Source organism: Streptomyces sp. NPDC023481 (genome assembly GCF_055560195.1).
In genome coordinates, this window is sequence record NZ_JBVHJE010000002.1 from 496,025 (window position 1) to 512,851 (window position 16,827).

11 protein-coding genes are annotated in these 16,827 nt (G+C 64.9%); 1 reads left to right on the top strand and 10 read right to left on the bottom strand.

All coding sequences use genetic code 11. The features are described 5' to 3' along the window. Nucleotides 1–2: 2 nt before the first annotated feature. The 4 genes from dpdH to dpdE are packed head-to-tail and all read right to left on the bottom strand — an operon-like array spanning nucleotide 3 to nucleotide 9,975. On the bottom strand, nucleotides 3–3,137 hold the full coding sequence (gene dpdH, locus ACZ3ZD_RS06520) for a protein DpdH (protein WP_467394187.1): 3,135 nt from the start codon (nucleotides 3,135–3,137) through the stop codon (nucleotides 3–5). Beyond that, on the bottom strand, nucleotides 3,130–4,038 hold the full coding sequence (dpdG, locus tag ACZ3ZD_RS06525) for a protein DpdG (protein ID WP_467394189.1): 909 nt from the start codon (nucleotides 4,036–4,038) through the stop codon (nucleotides 3,130–3,132). Before dpdG ends, dpdH begins: the two co-directional genes overlap by 8 nt. Continuing rightward, nucleotides 4,038–6,674, bottom strand: a complete 2,637-nt coding sequence (gene dpdF, locus ACZ3ZD_RS06530; RefSeq protein ID WP_467394191.1) for a protein DpdF — start codon at nucleotides 6,672–6,674, stop codon at nucleotides 4,038–4,040. Before dpdF ends, dpdG begins: the two co-directional genes overlap by 1 nt. Further along, a complete protein-coding gene (dpdE, locus tag ACZ3ZD_RS06535; RefSeq protein ID WP_467394193.1) occupies nucleotides 6,664–9,975 on the bottom strand; it encodes a protein DpdE in 3,312 nt (1,103 codons plus the stop codon). Before dpdE ends, dpdF begins: the two co-directional genes overlap by 11 nt. A gap of 540 nt (nucleotides 9,976–10,515) precedes the next feature. On the opposite strand from dpdE, the gene ACZ3ZD_RS06540 reads away from it, so the two are divergent. Beyond that, nucleotides 10,516–11,031, top strand: a complete 516-nt coding sequence (locus tag ACZ3ZD_RS06540) for a VUT family protein (RefSeq protein WP_467394195.1) — start codon at nucleotides 10,516–10,518, stop codon at nucleotides 11,029–11,031. 667 nt (nucleotides 11,032–11,698) lie between these two features. Here ACZ3ZD_RS06540 and ACZ3ZD_RS06545 read toward each other — a convergent pair. From ACZ3ZD_RS06545 to ACZ3ZD_RS06570, 6 genes are all read right to left on the bottom strand, one after another. Further along, the gene (locus tag ACZ3ZD_RS06545) at nucleotides 11,699–12,040 is read right to left on the bottom strand and encodes a hypothetical protein (protein WP_467394197.1); all 342 of its coding nucleotides are present in this window, start codon (nucleotides 12,038–12,040) and stop codon (nucleotides 11,699–11,701) included. A 69-nt stretch (nucleotides 12,041–12,109) separates the two neighbouring features. Further along, entirely contained in the window at nucleotides 12,110–12,397 is a 288-nt protein-coding gene (locus ACZ3ZD_RS06550) for a hypothetical protein (RefSeq protein WP_467394199.1), read from the bottom strand. Then, a complete protein-coding gene (locus ACZ3ZD_RS06555; RefSeq protein WP_467394201.1) occupies nucleotides 12,397–13,446 on the bottom strand; it encodes a major capsid protein in 1,050 nt (349 codons plus the stop codon). Before ACZ3ZD_RS06555 ends, ACZ3ZD_RS06550 begins: the two co-directional genes overlap by 1 nt. A gap of 15 nt (nucleotides 13,447–13,461) precedes the next feature. Further along, complete coding sequence (locus tag ACZ3ZD_RS06560; protein WP_467394203.1) at nucleotides 13,462–13,878, bottom strand: head decoration protein; 417 nt, start codon at nucleotides 13,876–13,878, stop codon at nucleotides 13,462–13,464. A gap of 107 nt (nucleotides 13,879–13,985) precedes the next feature. Then, the gene (locus ACZ3ZD_RS06565; protein ID WP_467394205.1) at nucleotides 13,986–14,690 is read right to left on the bottom strand and encodes a hypothetical protein; all 705 of its coding nucleotides are present in this window, start codon (nucleotides 14,688–14,690) and stop codon (nucleotides 13,986–13,988) included. A 90-nt stretch (nucleotides 14,691–14,780) separates the two neighbouring features. Further along, nucleotides 14,781–16,550 (bottom strand): hypothetical protein, encoded by a 1,770-nt coding sequence (locus ACZ3ZD_RS06570; RefSeq protein WP_467394207.1) that lies wholly within the window; start codon nucleotides 16,548–16,550, stop codon nucleotides 14,781–14,783. Nucleotides 16,551–16,827 lie beyond the last annotated feature (277 nt).

The window sequence follows — 16,827 nt, forward strand, 5'->3', positions numbered from 1 at the left end:
CGTCACTCGCTCTCTCCCTCCTGCACGACAGGATCCTCGATCGACTTCGGCGCACCGGAGGCCAGTTCTGCTACCTCACTCCATTCGCCGAGGACGGTCTGCATAGCGAGCGAGACACTGTCCACTGCGGTGGTGCCCGCTCGCGCCTCAGCCCTTCTCAGCGCAGCCTCCAGCCATGATTCGCTCTCGGAGAGCAGGAGGTGGATGTCCTGGATGGCTGTGCCCCGATCCTGCGCTGCAGCAGCGATGCGGGCGGCCTGTCTGGCGCGGTCAGTCCTGCTGTCGTCTGATGCCCGGGCAATGTCGTCCTCGAGTGCTGAGACCGTGCTCCATTCGGCCTGCTTGCCCTGCTCAAGGAGTGCCTCGAAACGGAGTGTCTGATCAACTCCGAGGGGCATCAACCCGCCAACCTCCTTCGCTGCGGTGAGAGCGCCCTCAATTGCCGAGAGGGTGTGTGCACTGTTGGTGCCACGAGGGTGACGGCGTCGGACCTGACCCAGCCGTTCCTCAAGTTGGGCGAGTTGGTCATCCACCAGGGTCGGCAGCGCGGCAAATCCCGTCACCGCCTTCTGTACCCAAGAGGGAACCTGCGTCCCGTCGACCGTCCATTCCCACTGAGCCGCCGCCTGCTTGAGGAGCGGAAGCATCCGGGCAGCGTCAATCATCCTCACCGCGCCGGTCACGCCCTGAGCGACACCAACAGCCTCCCTCAACCGCTCAATGAGATCAGGACGTGCATCGAGGTGACGCTTCAAGACGTCATTCCACTGCTTCGTCCGCAACCCGACGTCTCCCCGCTCCCATCCCTGGCCTTCGTCCAGAACAGCGGTGAGTAGAGCGGTGGTTTCCATCCCCGGGTGCGCCTGGCCGGCGAGCATCGCTCCGAGCAGGGAAGCGCGTAGCCCGAGTACCAATTGCTCGTCGGCGATCTCTAGGTGACGCTGAACGCGTGAGGTAAGGGCTGCTCCGTATTGATCAGCGCAAGCAGCGAGGCGCCGGATGTCCTGGCTTCTCACCTGCCCCCTGCCGGCCTCTGCACACAGCAAGCTCTCGAAGAAGTAGCTGTCCTTCGCTGTGCGCCCGAAGCGGATGGGTGCGGCGGCCGCGCCGGCCAGGCGCTCATCAGCGCCAGTCACTGAAACCACGGTTGCATTATTGGGCCAGGCCTTATCCATCACCTTCTTGGTCTGCTCATGCATCAGAGGCGATTCCCAGCGGTATCGCTGGAGCACGGCCGTCGCAATGATAGAGCGGACGCTAAGTGCTGTGGTGTTGTCGAGGACCTCTTCCTTGGTGAGCCAGACCTTGACCGTCTCCAGTTTCCGCTTCAGGGAGCGGGGGATGTTATCTGTGCTGGAACCGGGTCCGGGCGGCCCAGGCTCATCTCGTTGATCCTCGGCGCCTCGACCCTGTGTAGAGGTCGCAGGCGCCGCTGCCGGGATCCTGCGTGATTTCCCGTCCAGGGATGGCAGGGAGAATGCTTCCAGGATTGTTTCGTCGAGTTCGTTGGCGTCCTCGGGGGCGTCTCCCCAGAACAGCAGGAGGGTCTTTCGGCGTTCGGGGTCGACGTGGTCATGGTCGTCAATGAAAGCGTGGACATCGCGACTCAATTCCTTGTCGATGTCAGCTCTCGTGAATCGGTGTCGAAATTCAGCGTCGGGGAATTCTCCTCGCCGGATGGGTTCGGCGTGATCAATCAGTACTGGTCGTACGACGCTGCCGAGGACGGTCCGAGGGACGAAGGACCATGGTTTCGTTGGGTCAGCCTTTGAATGAACGGCTCTGACGAGCGCGGGAGCGTTGAAGGGGAACAGGCCGTAGCCTTGCGGCGTGGCACCGAAGGCCTCGTGGCAGCGTTCCTGGAGAGAGCACCCTTCGCACGCGTTAGGTGTCTCGCCGTCGCGTGCTTGTTCCAGAGCAGTGCGGCCCACGCGGGCAGCGTTGAGATAGCGCCCGACGAACGAGGAGATTTCCTGACTTCCGGTGTCTGTCTCACTGAACGGAACATCGAGGTTGTAGACGTATCCTGCGGTGGCCCGGATGCGGGTCAGCGCCGTCTCCGGAATTTGGGCCAGGTAACCTGGGGTGACGGCCATTAGCGTGCGAATTGGGGCGAGAGACGTGATTCCGTCCCGATTGGATGCCTCGATTACTGCGTCCAGAAGGTCTTGTTGTACACCCTGGATTAGGGCAAAGTCCTCGATGAGGAGAATAATTTCCTTCCCGAGGCGGTGATACTCCTTACGCACCTGCATCATGGCGTCCAGGAGACGCCCCGCACCGAGATTAGCCGCGTTTTTGACGGCGGCCTCCAGGTGCCTGTTGAGCAGGTCTACGGCAGCAACTTGAAGGTAGTCTTGCGTGGCGATTTGGTTAAGCAGTCGGGCGACCATGTCCGAAGCAGCGTTGTCATAGTCAACGTCCGTCGGCAAGTCGTCGACGGTGAAGCTTTCAGGGCGCTCGTCCTGCCCGCTACGACGATCCTTGAGGAGTTGAGCCGCGAGCCGGGGAACAAACTTCCCTTCCGACAGCATGTGCTGCCGAATGAACGGGTCATGCAGCATTGCTGCGAGCCTGCCAGGGCCAGCAAGTACCCTTCCATCCCTAGGGAGCTCCTGCCGCGGTGTCGCAGAGACGAGTTCGCTCAGTTCATTGAGAATTCGCCGGCTCAGCGATTCCTGGTCAATGTCGGAAGTGAACCTGTCGATATCGCCCTTGAGTTGTGCCAGCTCACTGCTGTCCGCCTTGGCGATCAGTGCCTTGACTACCGCTTTGAGGCTGGTCATAGAGCGTTCGAGGTAGATGACCTCGTGGGCGTCTGAGTTGGGCAGGAACTCGGGAATCTTCTCGCGTACCCACCGGATGAGGTGCGACTTCCCAGACCCAGAGTCTCCGAGCACCAACATGAGGAGAGCGCCTGAGTCGGACTGCTTCGTGAGGAAGTCGTTGACTACCGACTGCTCATCGATCAGATCGCCAATGGGCTGAATCTGCTTGTCCTCCGAGACCGAGGCGCGCTTGATCCGCAGTGGCGCGTGTGTGGCAAGGAAGACGGACCGGTGTGGGCTGATGGCCTCGGTGTTGATCGTGGCGGCTGCGGTCGCCGGGTCCCAGCAGAGTTCGCGGAAATCAGCCATTGACGGCCTCCAGGATGGTGATGGCGCTGACCGGTCGCGCGGATGACCTGTCCGGGTCGTGTACCTGGAGTACGTGCTGTGCGTCGTCCTCGTGCTCCAACCGCAGCCACTTCTCGTCTTCGCCTCGCAAGAGTGCGAACGAGAGTGCTGCACCAGCTTCTGTGTCGCCTGGTGAACGGAGTCCCACGGCGCGTGAGTGCGCGCCACCGGGCAGCACAGGAATCCGCTCGCGGAGGATGCGCAGGACCTCCACCGCATTCATCCTCACGTCGATTTGCTGCAGTTCAGCGAGGGTTTGCCTCACTGCGATAGTGCAATCAGGAACGAGCCGGTTTGCGTTGCCGTCCTCGATCTGGAAGAGGGGCGCCGCTGCGAGACCCAGAGTCGGCGCCCAGTAGTTGAACCGGAGCCACCGAGTGGGATTGGAGAACACGGGGCCCGCCTCTGGGCGCAAGGCGTCTCTCTGCTCGTTCTGCACCCGACGCCAGTCCATCGGAACTGTTGGATCAAATGTGAGCAGCCAGGCCAGAGCCCGGGTGAGATCGCGAGGTCCGGTCTGGTCAGGCGAGTCGCCGAGCGATGTGTTCCTAGCAGGGTCGAGCACAGCATGACGGAGGACGCCGGCGAACGCGGATACGTCCTGCCCATCGAGGGAAGTGGCTGGGCCAGCCAGGGAGAGTTGCTGATCTCCTCCCTCGGCCCGAATGAGACCCAACTCTTCCAAGGTGCTGATTGCCTTATCAAAGGGCGGCTTATCCTGTGTCTTTTCACCACGGATCGAAGGCGGGGAAAGCAGCGAACGCGCCTCCTCCAAGGGCACGGCCTCTTCTAGGTAGGCGAGCAGCCGTACGACCGCCCATGCTTGAGAGGGCAGTGCCGCGCTTACGTTAAGAAGCGTCATTAGAGTTCCTCCAAGGCGCGGAAGACCGGAAGCTTGGCGCGGTGGATATCGATCAGTGGGTCATTCGTCCGGTCTGGGTGGCGAGTGTGGCGCGGGTGGAGGAGATACGTGACATCCTCCGAACTGAATCGTGCGGCTGTGTCGTAATCCAGTGAGGGCGAGTCGTCTAGCACCCACAGCACAGGGCCGGCCCATGACGTCAGCAACTCTGCATCCTCGTCGAGCACGACGGAGTGGGTCCGTGCTGCCTTATGTAGTACCGCTCTGCAGCGTGCCGTGACACCTGGGCCGCCGACGATGGTCATGCCTCGCCGGACCAGTCGTTCGAGAAGGCGGGGAACGTAGAGGCGTTGCTCATCCTCGTTCTCCCACCACAAACTCAAGCACGACAAGCCGTCACGGTATCGGGCCAGGGGATCGTTGGCAGGAGGCACGGGGAACCGCAGTGACGGCCGGGGCTCACCAGCGAGTCGATAGAAGCCAGAGGTGTCTGGGTGCCCGGCTGCTCTGCAGTTCGGGCAGCCACGGCAGGTGATACGAGTGGGGAGGGATCCTCGTCCTCGGCGCAGGCGGTAGTACTCCCCGAGTACGTCACCGATGCACTGGCCTCCGCCGAGTGCCTCTTCAAGACCCACGAGCGACTTCTTCTGGTCTTCCAAGAGCTTCTTACGTTCTCCCTCGACGCGGGATATGAAATGCTCAATAGTGTTGACCTGGGGGTCCTTGATCGTGACTTCAGCCTGGGCCCCCACACGTTTCCTGAACTCCTCTGCGCGCGCCTCCCAGACGGATTCAGGTTCTCCCTCTTCGCGCTTCGGTGGTTGAGGTACGTGGAGGTCGATCAGCTTGGCGCGGACCATGAGGTTCAGGACACGTACATTCCATGATCTGTTGGCTTCGGATTCTTCGCTGACATGGCTGGGACGGGAGTCAAGGTCGAGTCGGTAACGGTGACCGTCGAGTTGCTGTTCTCGTCGGAACATGGCGTCCCAACGCTTGCGCGCCTTTTCGGAGGTGATGACTGGCTCGCTGCCGAGGGTCTCAGCAATGCCACGGTCTCCGGGTGCCGTCACCATGTAGGCGAGAGAAGGAGTTCCGTCACGTCCACCTCGACCGATCTCTTGGTAGTACCGGTCGACGGTTTCGGGTAGACAGGCGTGCAGCACGGTTCGAACGTCAGGTAGATCGACACCCAACCCGAATGCTGAGGTGCCTACTACGACGTCGTAGCGAGTGGGGATCCTACTGTCATTCTCGGTGGATTTCCCTCCCCAGCCCTCAACGGCATCCCGACGGTCTTGGTCGCTCGAGGTGCCGGTCACCTGAGTCACACGGCGAATCCCAGCAGCCCGAAGAAGGTTCACCCACTCATTTGCGTCCTTCACCGTGGAGACATACAAGGCCATGGGCTTGGGCAAGAGAGAAACGGCCTCGAGAATCGAGTTCCGTCGACTTTGTGACGTCTCAGATGCGCAGACGTAGTAGGTAGGTTCGTGACGCAGTTGGGAAGCCCAGACGATCTGAGCTTCTTCGGGTCCGGAGAAAAGACCTTCGAGCGTTCCGACCTGTTGTGTGGTCAGGGTGGCACTCATGGCGACAGTGACCGGGGCCAGTCCGTCACGAGCCTTGCTCAGCCAGGTACGGCGATGGCTGGACATCGTCTGGAACTCTGGACGAAAGCCGTTGCCCCACTGCTCCACGAGGTGAGCTTCGTCAATGACGAAGTACTTGAACAGACCAGCCTCTGCCGCGTCTTCGAGTGGCTTGCGCAGACTTGAGACGAGCGCCTCGGGTGAGGTGAACACGATGCGCTGCTGTCCCGTGCGGATATCGTCGCGGATCTGTCGCTTGACGTCCTCTGGCAAGCCACCGACATACGCGTAGCGACCTGTAGGGCTGGGCCGTCCATGTGCTTCCACGAGGGGACGGGTGCGGCGCTCCATGTCAAGGGCGAGAACGACCGTGGGGACCACTACTACCGAGACGCCGGCGCTTCGGCTTGCAAGAAGTGCAGGCGCCTGAACAACTGCCGTCTTGCCGTGGCCCGTGGGCAAGCAGAGGATCACGGTGCTGCCTGGCTGCGCGAGCGCAACCGCCCGCGCAGCCTGCCTCTGCCCGATCGACAAGTACCGATCGTGCTTCATCCCGAGAGCCGCCGTCCAGAAAGGATCCGCTGGGTAGGGCTCAAGGCGGCGCTGATGCTCTGACTCTTTCCCGAGATAAACCTGCCGCAGGTCTTCGCGAGCTACTGCTGCCGCGTCACTCTCAGCTACAGGAGGGTGCCAGAGCTTCGCCGTGACATACAAGCCCCGCTCATGCGGCATTGCGTCGCAATGCACTTGGGACCACTGCTCTCGGGAAGGCAGCAGCGGATGATTCGGAACGACGAGGCCTCTGTTGTTGCCGCGCGCCTGAGCCTCGAGCAGGACTTGGCGGAGGAGGGCCGCGATGTCCCTCCAATCGGACAATCCGTTGTCCAGGCTGGCGAGGGCGTCCCTGAGTCGCCGCAGCGTTCCCTGGCTGTCATTCATGGGCGGGACCGACGGCCAGGCACGAAGCATTTCGTCGGCTCCGGTCCAGCTGTCGATCCCTAGACCGGCGCTACGGAGGTCAGTGCCGCTTGGGTCACGAGTCATGCTGGACCCTTCGGTACGCGCTCTTCACGATGCACGTGGCCGCGACGAGTCGCACCGTCGGCTGAGTCAAACCTTCGACCAGGGCATCCGCGACGGCCACGTCCGTCCAGTAGCTCTCGGTATCTCCCAAGAGGTGTCCGGCAGCCCGACGAGACTGTGCTTGGGCCGCGGCCACGGCGAGACGACGGCGAGCGGAATCCTGCGCACGAGCGCACTGGGCCGAGAGGTCCGTTACACGCGCAAGTTCTCCAAGGGCCACGGTGTTAGCCGCCCTCGCAGTAGTCGCGTAGTAGTCCCAGCCGCCAAAGAGATCGGTCAGCTCGCGAATCTGCTTCGAGTTGTAGTTGTGGTCCTTGCTGTTGTCGTAGGGCCTCTCCAGCCATGCCAGGGTCTGCTCGTCGGTTATGGCTTTCGTGCTTCCTGCGGCGACCCACACCTTGAGAGCGAAGGGAGGAAGGATCCGGTCCGCCTGTCGCCGCAGCGCGAAGCGCGCCTTCTCCGAGTCACCGACCAACTGCTCGGCACTGCTGATATCGGCTTCCGCTATGAAGTCGAAGCCGAAGTACGGCTCCAGTTCTCCGTGATGGCTGGGGTCGAGCCGCCAGAAGGCTGTGGCCTGGCCGCGGTCATCGGTGTAGATCACCGAAGCCAACATGTCGACCATCGGGTTACCCATCCGAAACAGCCGCGTGCCCGGGGCGCGCAGCGCGTCGGCCCTGAAGAACGCGCCTTCAGCAGCTTCGCGTGGCACCTTGGCGCTCAACGTCTTGTAGAGGTGCGGCGAGACCAGAGGCTGAGCATCGAGGTTGAACTTGTGCCGGATACAGCCGTTTACCGAGCGGGTCCAGTGCGGCAGCCTGATGCCGGAGGATCCGTCGCCGGCGTAGTTGAGCAGGGCGTTCTCGATCTTGCGCCGCCGCTGCTCAAACTTTGCGATCTCAGCGCCAACGTCTGACTGATAGGTAGAGGACTCGTGGACGGACTCAACCCGTTCGAACTTCGCGATGGCAGCCCGCGCGTCCTTCAGCTGAGCCGCGATCCGCGACGCCGAGTTGGCCAGTCCGTCCGGCCCTTCCGCGAGCGCGGTGGACCACACGCCGGAAAGATCCTGTGCGATGGCGTCCTGCAAGGTGGACACCGAGTCTGCGAAGATCTGATAGCCGTCGCTCAGCAGAGCATGCCAGGCTCCGGTGAACTCCTCGGTCTCGGCCAGGACGAACTGAGTGGCAGGATCCTGCCCTGTCTCCTCGAAGTCGGGGTATCGGTCGATGCGACCGAGCCGCTGCTCGAGGCGGTTTGGTGACCAGGGAAGGCGCAGGTGCACCGCGATGTCTGCGCTCTGCAGGTTGAGGCCATCGTCAGCCGAGTCATCCATAACGAGGACGCGAGGCGGCTTCCCAGCCCTCCGCGCGGCCCGAGGGTTCTTCGGGTAGGGCTTCCGCCAGTCCTCTACAGCCTCGTGTGACTTGTCGGAGCCAGCCTGGCGGGTGTGCTCAGCGATGAGCACGTTGGGGAGATGACTGTGCAGGTCTTGAGCCAGAGCCGAGGCGAGTGACCCGGCTCCTGCGAAGATTGCGGTTCTTCCGCCACGGGAGATGATCGGTAGAAGGGCGGCAGCGAGTTCGTCCGTTTCTTCCTTGAGAACGTCGTGTTCGAGCTTCGCCTCGAGACGCTCCAGGAGAGTCGCCTCGTGCGTCAGCAGGGGCGGGCCGGCCAGCAGACCGCGCTCCTGGGTTGTCAGGCCAGCACGGTCTGCTGCCCGCGCGTCTTGGTGTACACGCCACCGCATTGCGTCAAGGAAGTCGTTCGACGGGCCGCCGAGCCGCGAGGTGAAGATCCCCAGGGCGAGGCCAAACCCGGGCTGCTGATCATCGAGGTTCTCGTCAAGCAGGCGGTCCCACGTTTCACGCTGCCAGCTCCGCAGAGTCTCCGCGGCAATGGAGTGCAGCGTCCCGTCGCCAATGAGCCGAGGGAGAGCGCGGCCGCGTACTGCGTAGGGGATGAGGTCGGAGTCTTCGTTGTCGCGCAGGATACGGGCCCGACGGTGACGAATCACCCTGCGGTCGAGTCGGTACGTCTCGCTGATGTGAGCTCGGAGCGCCTCGACGCGCAGAGCCAGTTCAGGCGCATCCGCTGGGTCAGCGAGCTCGTCGTACTCGTCGAGGAGCGCAAGGATTCGGGGAGCCAGGTCCTCGAAGAGCGGGTCTTTGGGGATGACTTCCCTGATGCGATCGATTGCGGAGGGCAGAACATCCGGGAGCTTTTCGTCGAGGCCGGAGACCCGGTCTGCGAGCTTCTCACGCATCTCATGGCGCTGCTCGAAAGCCTGCTGGCTTTCCCAGCTGTAGAGATCACGGTCGAGGAGGTGCAGAAGTGCCAGTTGGGCTGTCGGCCCCGCCGTAATAGGTGTGGCCGACAGGAGGAGGAGCTTCGGTGCGGCGTGGGCCAGCGCACAAAGCTCGCGGTACCGGGGGTCGGTGTCGTCCACACCGTGGACCAGTTCGTGCGCCTCGTCCACGACGACGAGTTCACTGTCGTGGTAGGAGGCCCATTTCTCCGGCGTCTCGTGGGATGTGAACCGCACGCGAGCGTCCACGAAGTCGTCGATGAAGAACTTCTCGCGCATCTCGGTTGCCCACTGGCGTCGCAAGATCTCCGGCGTGATGACCGTGATCCTGCCGCGAGGGTTATCAATCAAGGTCTGTCGGATGACGTAACCAGCCTGGATGGTCTTCCCTAGGCCGACTTCATCTGCGAGGAGATACCGCTGGACTGGATCGGAGAGGACGGTCAGAGCGGCGTCTACCTGGTGAGGGTAGATCTCCACTGCCGACGACAGCAGGGCGGGTGTGCTAGCGCAGGCTGCCCGCTGGCCGATGAGGTTGTGAAGCAGCGGGAGCCGGGTGTTGTGGTAGTAGCCAGACTCGTTGCCCCCCGAGACCAGTACCTGGAGTGGGTCGCGCACGGGTTTGTCCCACCGGACGCGAAGCCAGGTCTCTGGGACTCGAGACTCGGAGTTCGTGTTGGGGAAGTGGACGAAGTACACGTCTCCGTCTGCCATCTGTACGCGTCCAGCCAGCCAGGCACCTGTGTTCGGGTCGTGGCAGAAAACACGGGTCTCCCGCTTGAGGACAGCCCGTCGGCATGCAGTTGCCAGCACCGTGCGTGACTCGACTTGCGGCTCGGCGACAGACTCGAAGAAGTCGACGCGGAGAGTGCCTCCGTCCACGGCCCCGACTCGGCCGATGCCGGGCGCTCCCGTGAACGTGACAAGGTGCCCGACTGCGAAGCCCGAAGACATCCTTCTGCTCGCCCCCCACCTGCTGATTTAACGAGTGACATGAGGATAGGGGCACCCACTGACAACACGGTCGACGGTGCAGTACGGAAAATCGCATATAGATTCGAAGGTGGAGTAGAGATGCGTTGCTAGTGACGCGTCACCGAGGCGACACACGGGACCAATAAGGATGAAACCCGCGGAAGGGACGACCCTGTGGGGTGCAACGTGCCGCCCAGATTGACCGAATCGGAGCCTTGCCGCGAGAGCGGGCTCGTGAACGTGCTGCAAAGAACGATTCGGTTTGTGCCTCATCGCCGGGATCGGCGTGCCCAGCGACCTGCAACGACCTAACCGGTCTCGTCATGCCGCAGGCGCCTTCCCGGTGGCCCTCACGCGCATATGTCCCTGGCAGTGCACTCAATCCCAGCCAGAGTCTCGACATCTGGGTCCGGTACCAGTGTCAGTGGCTTGGGCTGTACTGTCTGGGCGCTCACCTCGCTGTCCGTCCGCGGCGTGGTACCGGCGCAACGACCACATCACCGAGACAGAAAGAAGACCGTGAACGTCCCCGCCCCTGCCGGTGTCGCGACCCTCGTCGCTTATGTCGCCACCATCCCTGCGGCCAACCTCGCCGTCACCCACTTCGGAGCCGTCCCCGTCGGCTTCGGCTACGCCGCCCCTGCCGGCGTCTACATGGTGGGACTCGCCTTGGTACTTCGGGACCTCGCCCGTGAGTCCGCTGGCCGTGGTGCTGTTCTCGCGGCCATAGCCGTCGGCACCATCCTGTCGTACTTCCTTGCTGATCCGGCGCTGGCTGGCGCCTCAGCTGCCGCCTTCGCGGTGGCCGAGACGATGGACTTCGTCGTCTACGAGCCGCTCCGGAAGCGGGGCCTGCTGACCGCGATGCTCGCCTCGAACGCGGTGGGCCTTCTCGCGGACAGCCTGCTCTTCCTCAAGCTCGCTTTCGGCTCCTTCGAATACCTTCCCGGCCAGATTCTTGGCAAGGCGTGGATGACCCTCGCCGCCATCGCTGTGCTCGCTGTACTTCGACGCCGGAAGCAAGCAGCCGCCTGAGCGGCCCATCGATGGGCTCCTACGGCGGCGTGGTCGAGCGACCGACCGAGCTTCTTCCGGACCTTTAAGATCGCTGACGCCCAGGTGCATCGGTATGCAGGTCAGCACTCGCTACGACCAACTCTGCGGGGAAGAGGGCAGGTTATACGAAGCCACGGCAGGTCCTGGGTCAACTTGCCATGATCCTGGGTCCTTCGCTACGGTCGCTTCATCAATGAGGGCCCCACCATGCCTAAGGTCTGGTGGGGCCCTTTTGTGTCCTCTCGAGCTTCGGGGGGACCGAGTGTCGCGTGCCACCGTCTTCTTCAGGTTTGCCGGCCAGGGAGACGGCGGCCGTGCTCATGCGAAAGGACAACTGGTGAGTACACACCATGACACAGGTCCCGGCCAGCAGTCACCCGGGGAGAGCCCCGCAGGCGGCCCATGGGTTCCGGAGGCCCCACCGTCGACCTCCTCGTCCGTACGGCGAGCAAACGTACAACTGCTGATCGGCGGCCGTACCGTCTTCGCGGTGTACGTCTCGCCCGCGATTCTGGCAGGTGCAACCGGTGCATCCCTGGTACTTGGAGTGGTGAGTTGGGGCCACTGGCCTTGGCTGTAGAGCCCTGAGGCAGGCCGCAGGGGCACTTGCTCCTGCGGCCTGCAGGGGGCGCTTCGAGGGCAGGCACTATCTGTAACGACGGGCCGGCACAAGCCAAGCCATAGCCAGATCCTCGCTCGCCTGCTCTCCGTCCCCTGACGGTTCGTCGGGCGCAGGTACCTGCCGTACGACTTCAATCTGGCGCTCGATGCCGCGCAGGTTCTCCTGCAGGTCCATGGTCACCACGCCGTCAACGGTGACCTTCAGGGGGTCAGCGAGGAGCTTGGCCCGCCGCTCGCCCAGGACCTCAAGTGCGACCGCCCGCACCGAGCGCAGCCGGAAGAACCGGCGCTCCAGGTCGGTGGGGTCGCTGTCCGGGCCGAGCTGGGCGAGCAGCCAGGACCGCTGAAAATCGTCCACCTGGTTCACATCCCCAACATGAGGTACGGCACGAAGCCAGACGGGGGAAGCTGGCTCCGTGCCGTACGCGTGAGCGTATTACGCGGAGGACGAGCGTGTCCGCCGCGACGGCGGCTTCTTCGTGCCGCCCCTGCTGGCATCGCCCTGCCCAGAATCCGGCTCGGCACCGCCCGCAGTCGGATCCGGCTCACCAACAGCGATCGGCTCTGTCTCAGCGTCCTCCGGCATCGGCCCATCCCAGGCGTCCGGGTTCGTCACCAGCGCGGCGATCTCCGGCGCCGGGCTCTCGCCCGGCAGCAGGACCAGGTCCTCGTGGGTCGTCGGGTCCTTCACGTACACGGCGGCGATCAGTCGGCGCACCAGCATCAGAGCACCTTCGCCACGATGTGCGCATCCGGGGTGTGCATCACCGGCATTCCGACAGCGGCGCCCTTGGTCCAGATTTGGACCGGGTCATCCTGAACGCCTCGGGTGATGATCAGGCCCGGCGCGTCCTCCCGGATGATCTCCGGGTTCGTACCACGGGACAGCACCAGCGCCTCCGCCGTGACCCCGTACATCGTCTGCGCCCACTTCTCCCGCTCCGGCGGGACAAGAATCCACAGGTCCTCGGGCAGCACCTTGCGGGGCTTGCCGTCCACCCGCACCTGCGCCTTGTAGAACTGGATCGGCGGCAGGTTGTAGTTGCCACGCACCACGTTGATCTGCTGCGGCGTGAGCGTGGCCGTCGGCGTGGTCGACGGGTTCACGCTGCCGTAGTACGCCGCCCTGTAGGCGTTGTTCGCCGCCAGGTAGCTGAACGCCTTCCGCGAGGTGATCACCAACTCCGGTTCGGGAGCGCCGATGTCGTCCAGGTGCTGGATCCACCGCAGCTCGTCAGCGATCGGGTCGGAGGCCGGGTCCGACCACGGCCGCGCGGCGACCGGCATGTTCTCGGCGGGAACGTTCCAGTCCACCTCCAGCGTCAGGCCGTTCTCCTGCACCAGCGAGAACTTCCCGTCCGCGAGCACATCGCCGGCCGCCAGCTCCAGCCGGGACCGGATCGCCTCCACGTGACGTTCCACGTCGTCGTACAGCAGCTCGATCAGCCGGTCCTGGTCCGAGCCATGCGACGCCTCCAGCAGGATCTGCTCCTGCTCGGAGACGACGAGCTTCTGCCCCACCGCGGGCAGCGCACCCTCGCGGGACGTCTGCCACGCCTCACGGGTCGCGAACGGCACCGCCGCGTTGAACGCCCGGTACTTGGCGACGTTGACGTACCGGCCGGAGTCCTTCGTACGCCACTTCACCTCCCGCATCTCCACCGTCGGGAAGACCGTCTGGGTGAGGAGGAAGTCTTTCGGGGACGGGATCGCCCTGGCGAACGCCGTCAGGTCCATCACCGAAACGTCCTTGAGCAGGTCCTGAATCGTCACAGTTCACACCCCCGCTCACACGAAGCGGATCTGCGCGGCACGCGGGTGCCCCACGAGCTGGGACACGTCGATGCCGCCCGGCACCTTCGACGCCTTCACCGCGCCGTGCCACAGCAGCGCGGCTGGAACACGGGTCTGCCCCGGAGCGAACGGGGCCTCGGCGACGATGAACCCGCTCAGGATCTGGCGGCCACAGACCGCCTCCGGGTCGTACGGCCCGTACAGGCCGGACTCGGCGACCCTGCCGACCGGCACACCGGACAGCACCCGGCCGTACGGCTCGCAGCCGTCGCCGCAGACGTAGTGTGTGCCCTCGCAGAACAGATTCAGGTCGAGGGTGATCGTGTCCGTCGAGTCGGTGCCGTGCAGGGACGCCAGCCACTCACGGTTGGCGGTCGTGTACTCGGACTTCGAGACGGGCTGGATGGTCATATGGGTGTCTCCATGGACGCTGCGGTCGAGAATCCGCACACCGCCCACGGAGGCGATGCCGTCCACGAAGTTCAGGGGGCGTGGTCCCCCGCGTTCGGGGCCCGGGACTACCGGGCAGCGGAGTCGCTGAACTCGGCTATCACGCCACGGCGCTTGGCCATCTCTAGCCCGGCCGCACCAGGCTTGGACACCGGCGCCGTACGGGTCGGGCCGCGCCCGGCCGGTGCACCCGCAGGAGCCGCCGGCACCAGCTTACGGAACTCGCCGAACAGCTCCGGACGGCGCGCCTGCAGGGCCTCGGCCGCCGCCTGGATCTGTGCCTCATCCGCGTCCTCGTCGTCCACAGCCAGCAGGCGCTCCGCGTCCGCCAGGTCCTCGCCCTCCGCGCCGAGCGTCACCAGAGCAGCCCGCCGAAGCGCCGCCCGCTCCCGCTCGGCCGCCAGCTCCTCCCGACGAACAGCCTGCAACTCCCTTTCGGCCGCCATCTGTTCCCGGCGTTCCACCTCCGACAGCGCGGCCCGCTCCGCCTCCCGCTGCGCGGTAACGAACTCGGTCAGCGCCTTCGGGGAGTCGAATCCGAGCGTGGACAACAGCCGCTTGATCGCGACCCGTTCGCCCTGGGCCTTCTCCCGGGTGAGCATCTTTCCCAACCGGTCCTGGGTGACCGTGACCTGCTGCTCCTGGCCGCCATCTGCGGTGTCGTCGAGCTGGTCGTTCGTCTCGTCCTCTGCCGAGGCACCGAGGATCGGGTAGATCGGCCGCCCGTCACGGCGGAAGCCGACAGGACGGCGAGACGGCAGGGGCCGGACCATACATTTCCTCCAGAGCGCGCCCCCGCGCTGCCGATCAGTGTAGCCACCGCCGTCGACAGACCAAGAACATCCATCCGCAGGCGCGCTGCCTCACCGATCTGCCGCCACCGGCTCCCGCTCGCCCTCCGTGCCCACCGGCTTCCCGGCAGCGGCAGGTCCGTCCCCGTCGTTCGACTCCTGGTCCCCGTCGCCCTCGTCGCGCCCGCGCCGAGCAGCCGCCTCCGCCATCCGCACCGCGGCCTCCTGCTCCGCCTTCGCCCGGATTCGGGCCACCTCCTGCGATGCGTCCTTGATCGGGTACCCGGCCTCCAACAGCATCGTCACAGCTGTCTCCAGCGACAGCACGCCGGCCCCGTATGCCGTGACGGCCTCCTCCAGCACAGCGGCACGGTCCGTCGGGGTATGCGGCGCCCACGCCAGCCGCGCCCGCAGCGTCTCCCCGGCCGTCCAGCCCTCCGCTCGCCCAGCCTGGTACAGCCGCTGCACCATCTTGAACAACAGCCGGTACTTGTGCTCGCGCGCGAGCCGCATCATGCCGACTAGCGCATCCAGCGGTCCCAGCGCCAGCTTCAGCGCATACCCCGACGGCACCTCCGTGGCGTCCAGCGTCCCGAGTCCGGCCGCCGTCACCCGGCTGTTCGCCGCGATCCGCTCCAGCAGGTGATCAACCCGCGCCCGCAACTCAGCCAACTGCGGAGACGTGTCCAAGGCATCCATCCGCCCCGTCTCCCCGAGTTGCCACACCGCACCGGCCTTCACCTGAAGCTCCTGCGGCTTGCCCGTGGCCCGGTCCACCGGCAGCCGCGCTCCGGCGAGCCCGATGATCGGCGTGCCCGTCGTCGCCGACGCCGCCGAGCTGTCAGAGTCGGTGGCCGCGAGCTCGTCGAGCGCCTGCAGAACCCGCGCGAGTACCGAACGCCCCCAGTGCTCCCCGCCGTCCGGGATCGTGTTCGCGAGGTGCACCACCGGCACGAAGTCGATCATCAGATCGAGCCGGTTCAACTCCGTGCCGTCCGGCCGCACCCGGAAGCTCGCCTTGTCCATCGGCAGCCAATCCAGGGTCTCGCCGTTCTTCAGGTCCTCCAGCAGCCACTCCGCGTCCGTCAGATAGCACGTCACGTTCGACGCCCGTCCCGGCTCCCACGGGTACGTGCGCATTGCCGCAGTGCTGCCCGCGCCTCCGTCATCCTCGCCGTCCCCGGCAATCGGCCCCAGCTCGTACGTCACCCTACGCACCCGGGCCTTCAGCCCGGCGTCGTCGTCCGCCGGCAGGTCCCACGCCAGGTGAACACGGCTCGGAAAGTCCTCGTCCTCGTCATCCCACTGCGGGAAGAAGAACCCCGGATCGTAGACCCGCAGCGTCGGCCGCTGCTTGTCCGGGTTCCAGGCCAGCACCATCACGCTGTCCCCGAGCAGCACCGCCGCCCGCTCCGCCTGCTGGATCCGGAACGTCAGAAGTTCCTTGTCCGCCCACTTCCGCAGCCGGTCCTGCACCACTGCGGCCTCCACCGCACCAGTCGTCGGCGTCTCCTCGTCGGCGTGCTCCGCACCCTCGACCACGACCTTCTGCTCCGAGCCGAGAAGGTAACCAAGTGCGGTGTCCACCAGCTTCGCCGCGTCGCCCAGCTCCCGCCGCTCCAGCGCGCTCGCATCACCCCCGGCCGCCGCGAGCTGCCCGGCCTGGTTGTTGTCGTACGACGCGAGCACCTTGTACGCGGCCAGCCTTCGCAACTCGTGCGGGGGCACCCATGTCTTGGCCAGCTCCGGAAACGCACGGCTGCCCGGACGCCCAGCGTCCACCATCACCGGCTTGTAATTCAGCCACGACCAGGCGTCGATCACGAATTGGCGCAGGCCCATCGGGAACAGTTCCCTCCCGTTGACGGCCCCGCGCCGGTGATCAGCGTAACGGCACCCCTGCAGGCCCATCCTGCGGGAGCGGAGCGGCACCTACACGGTGGGCGGCGTCTGAATCGGGAGAGAGGATCCGGCGATCTCGGCAAGGGCATCAAGCACCTCTGCACTGCCGCAGCCCCGTCAAAACCTGAACTGGCGGACCCGCACAGTCGTCGTCTCCACTTCCGTCACCGTCAACTCACCCTTGTGCCGCTCACGTCAGGTCCATGCCATCCGTGAA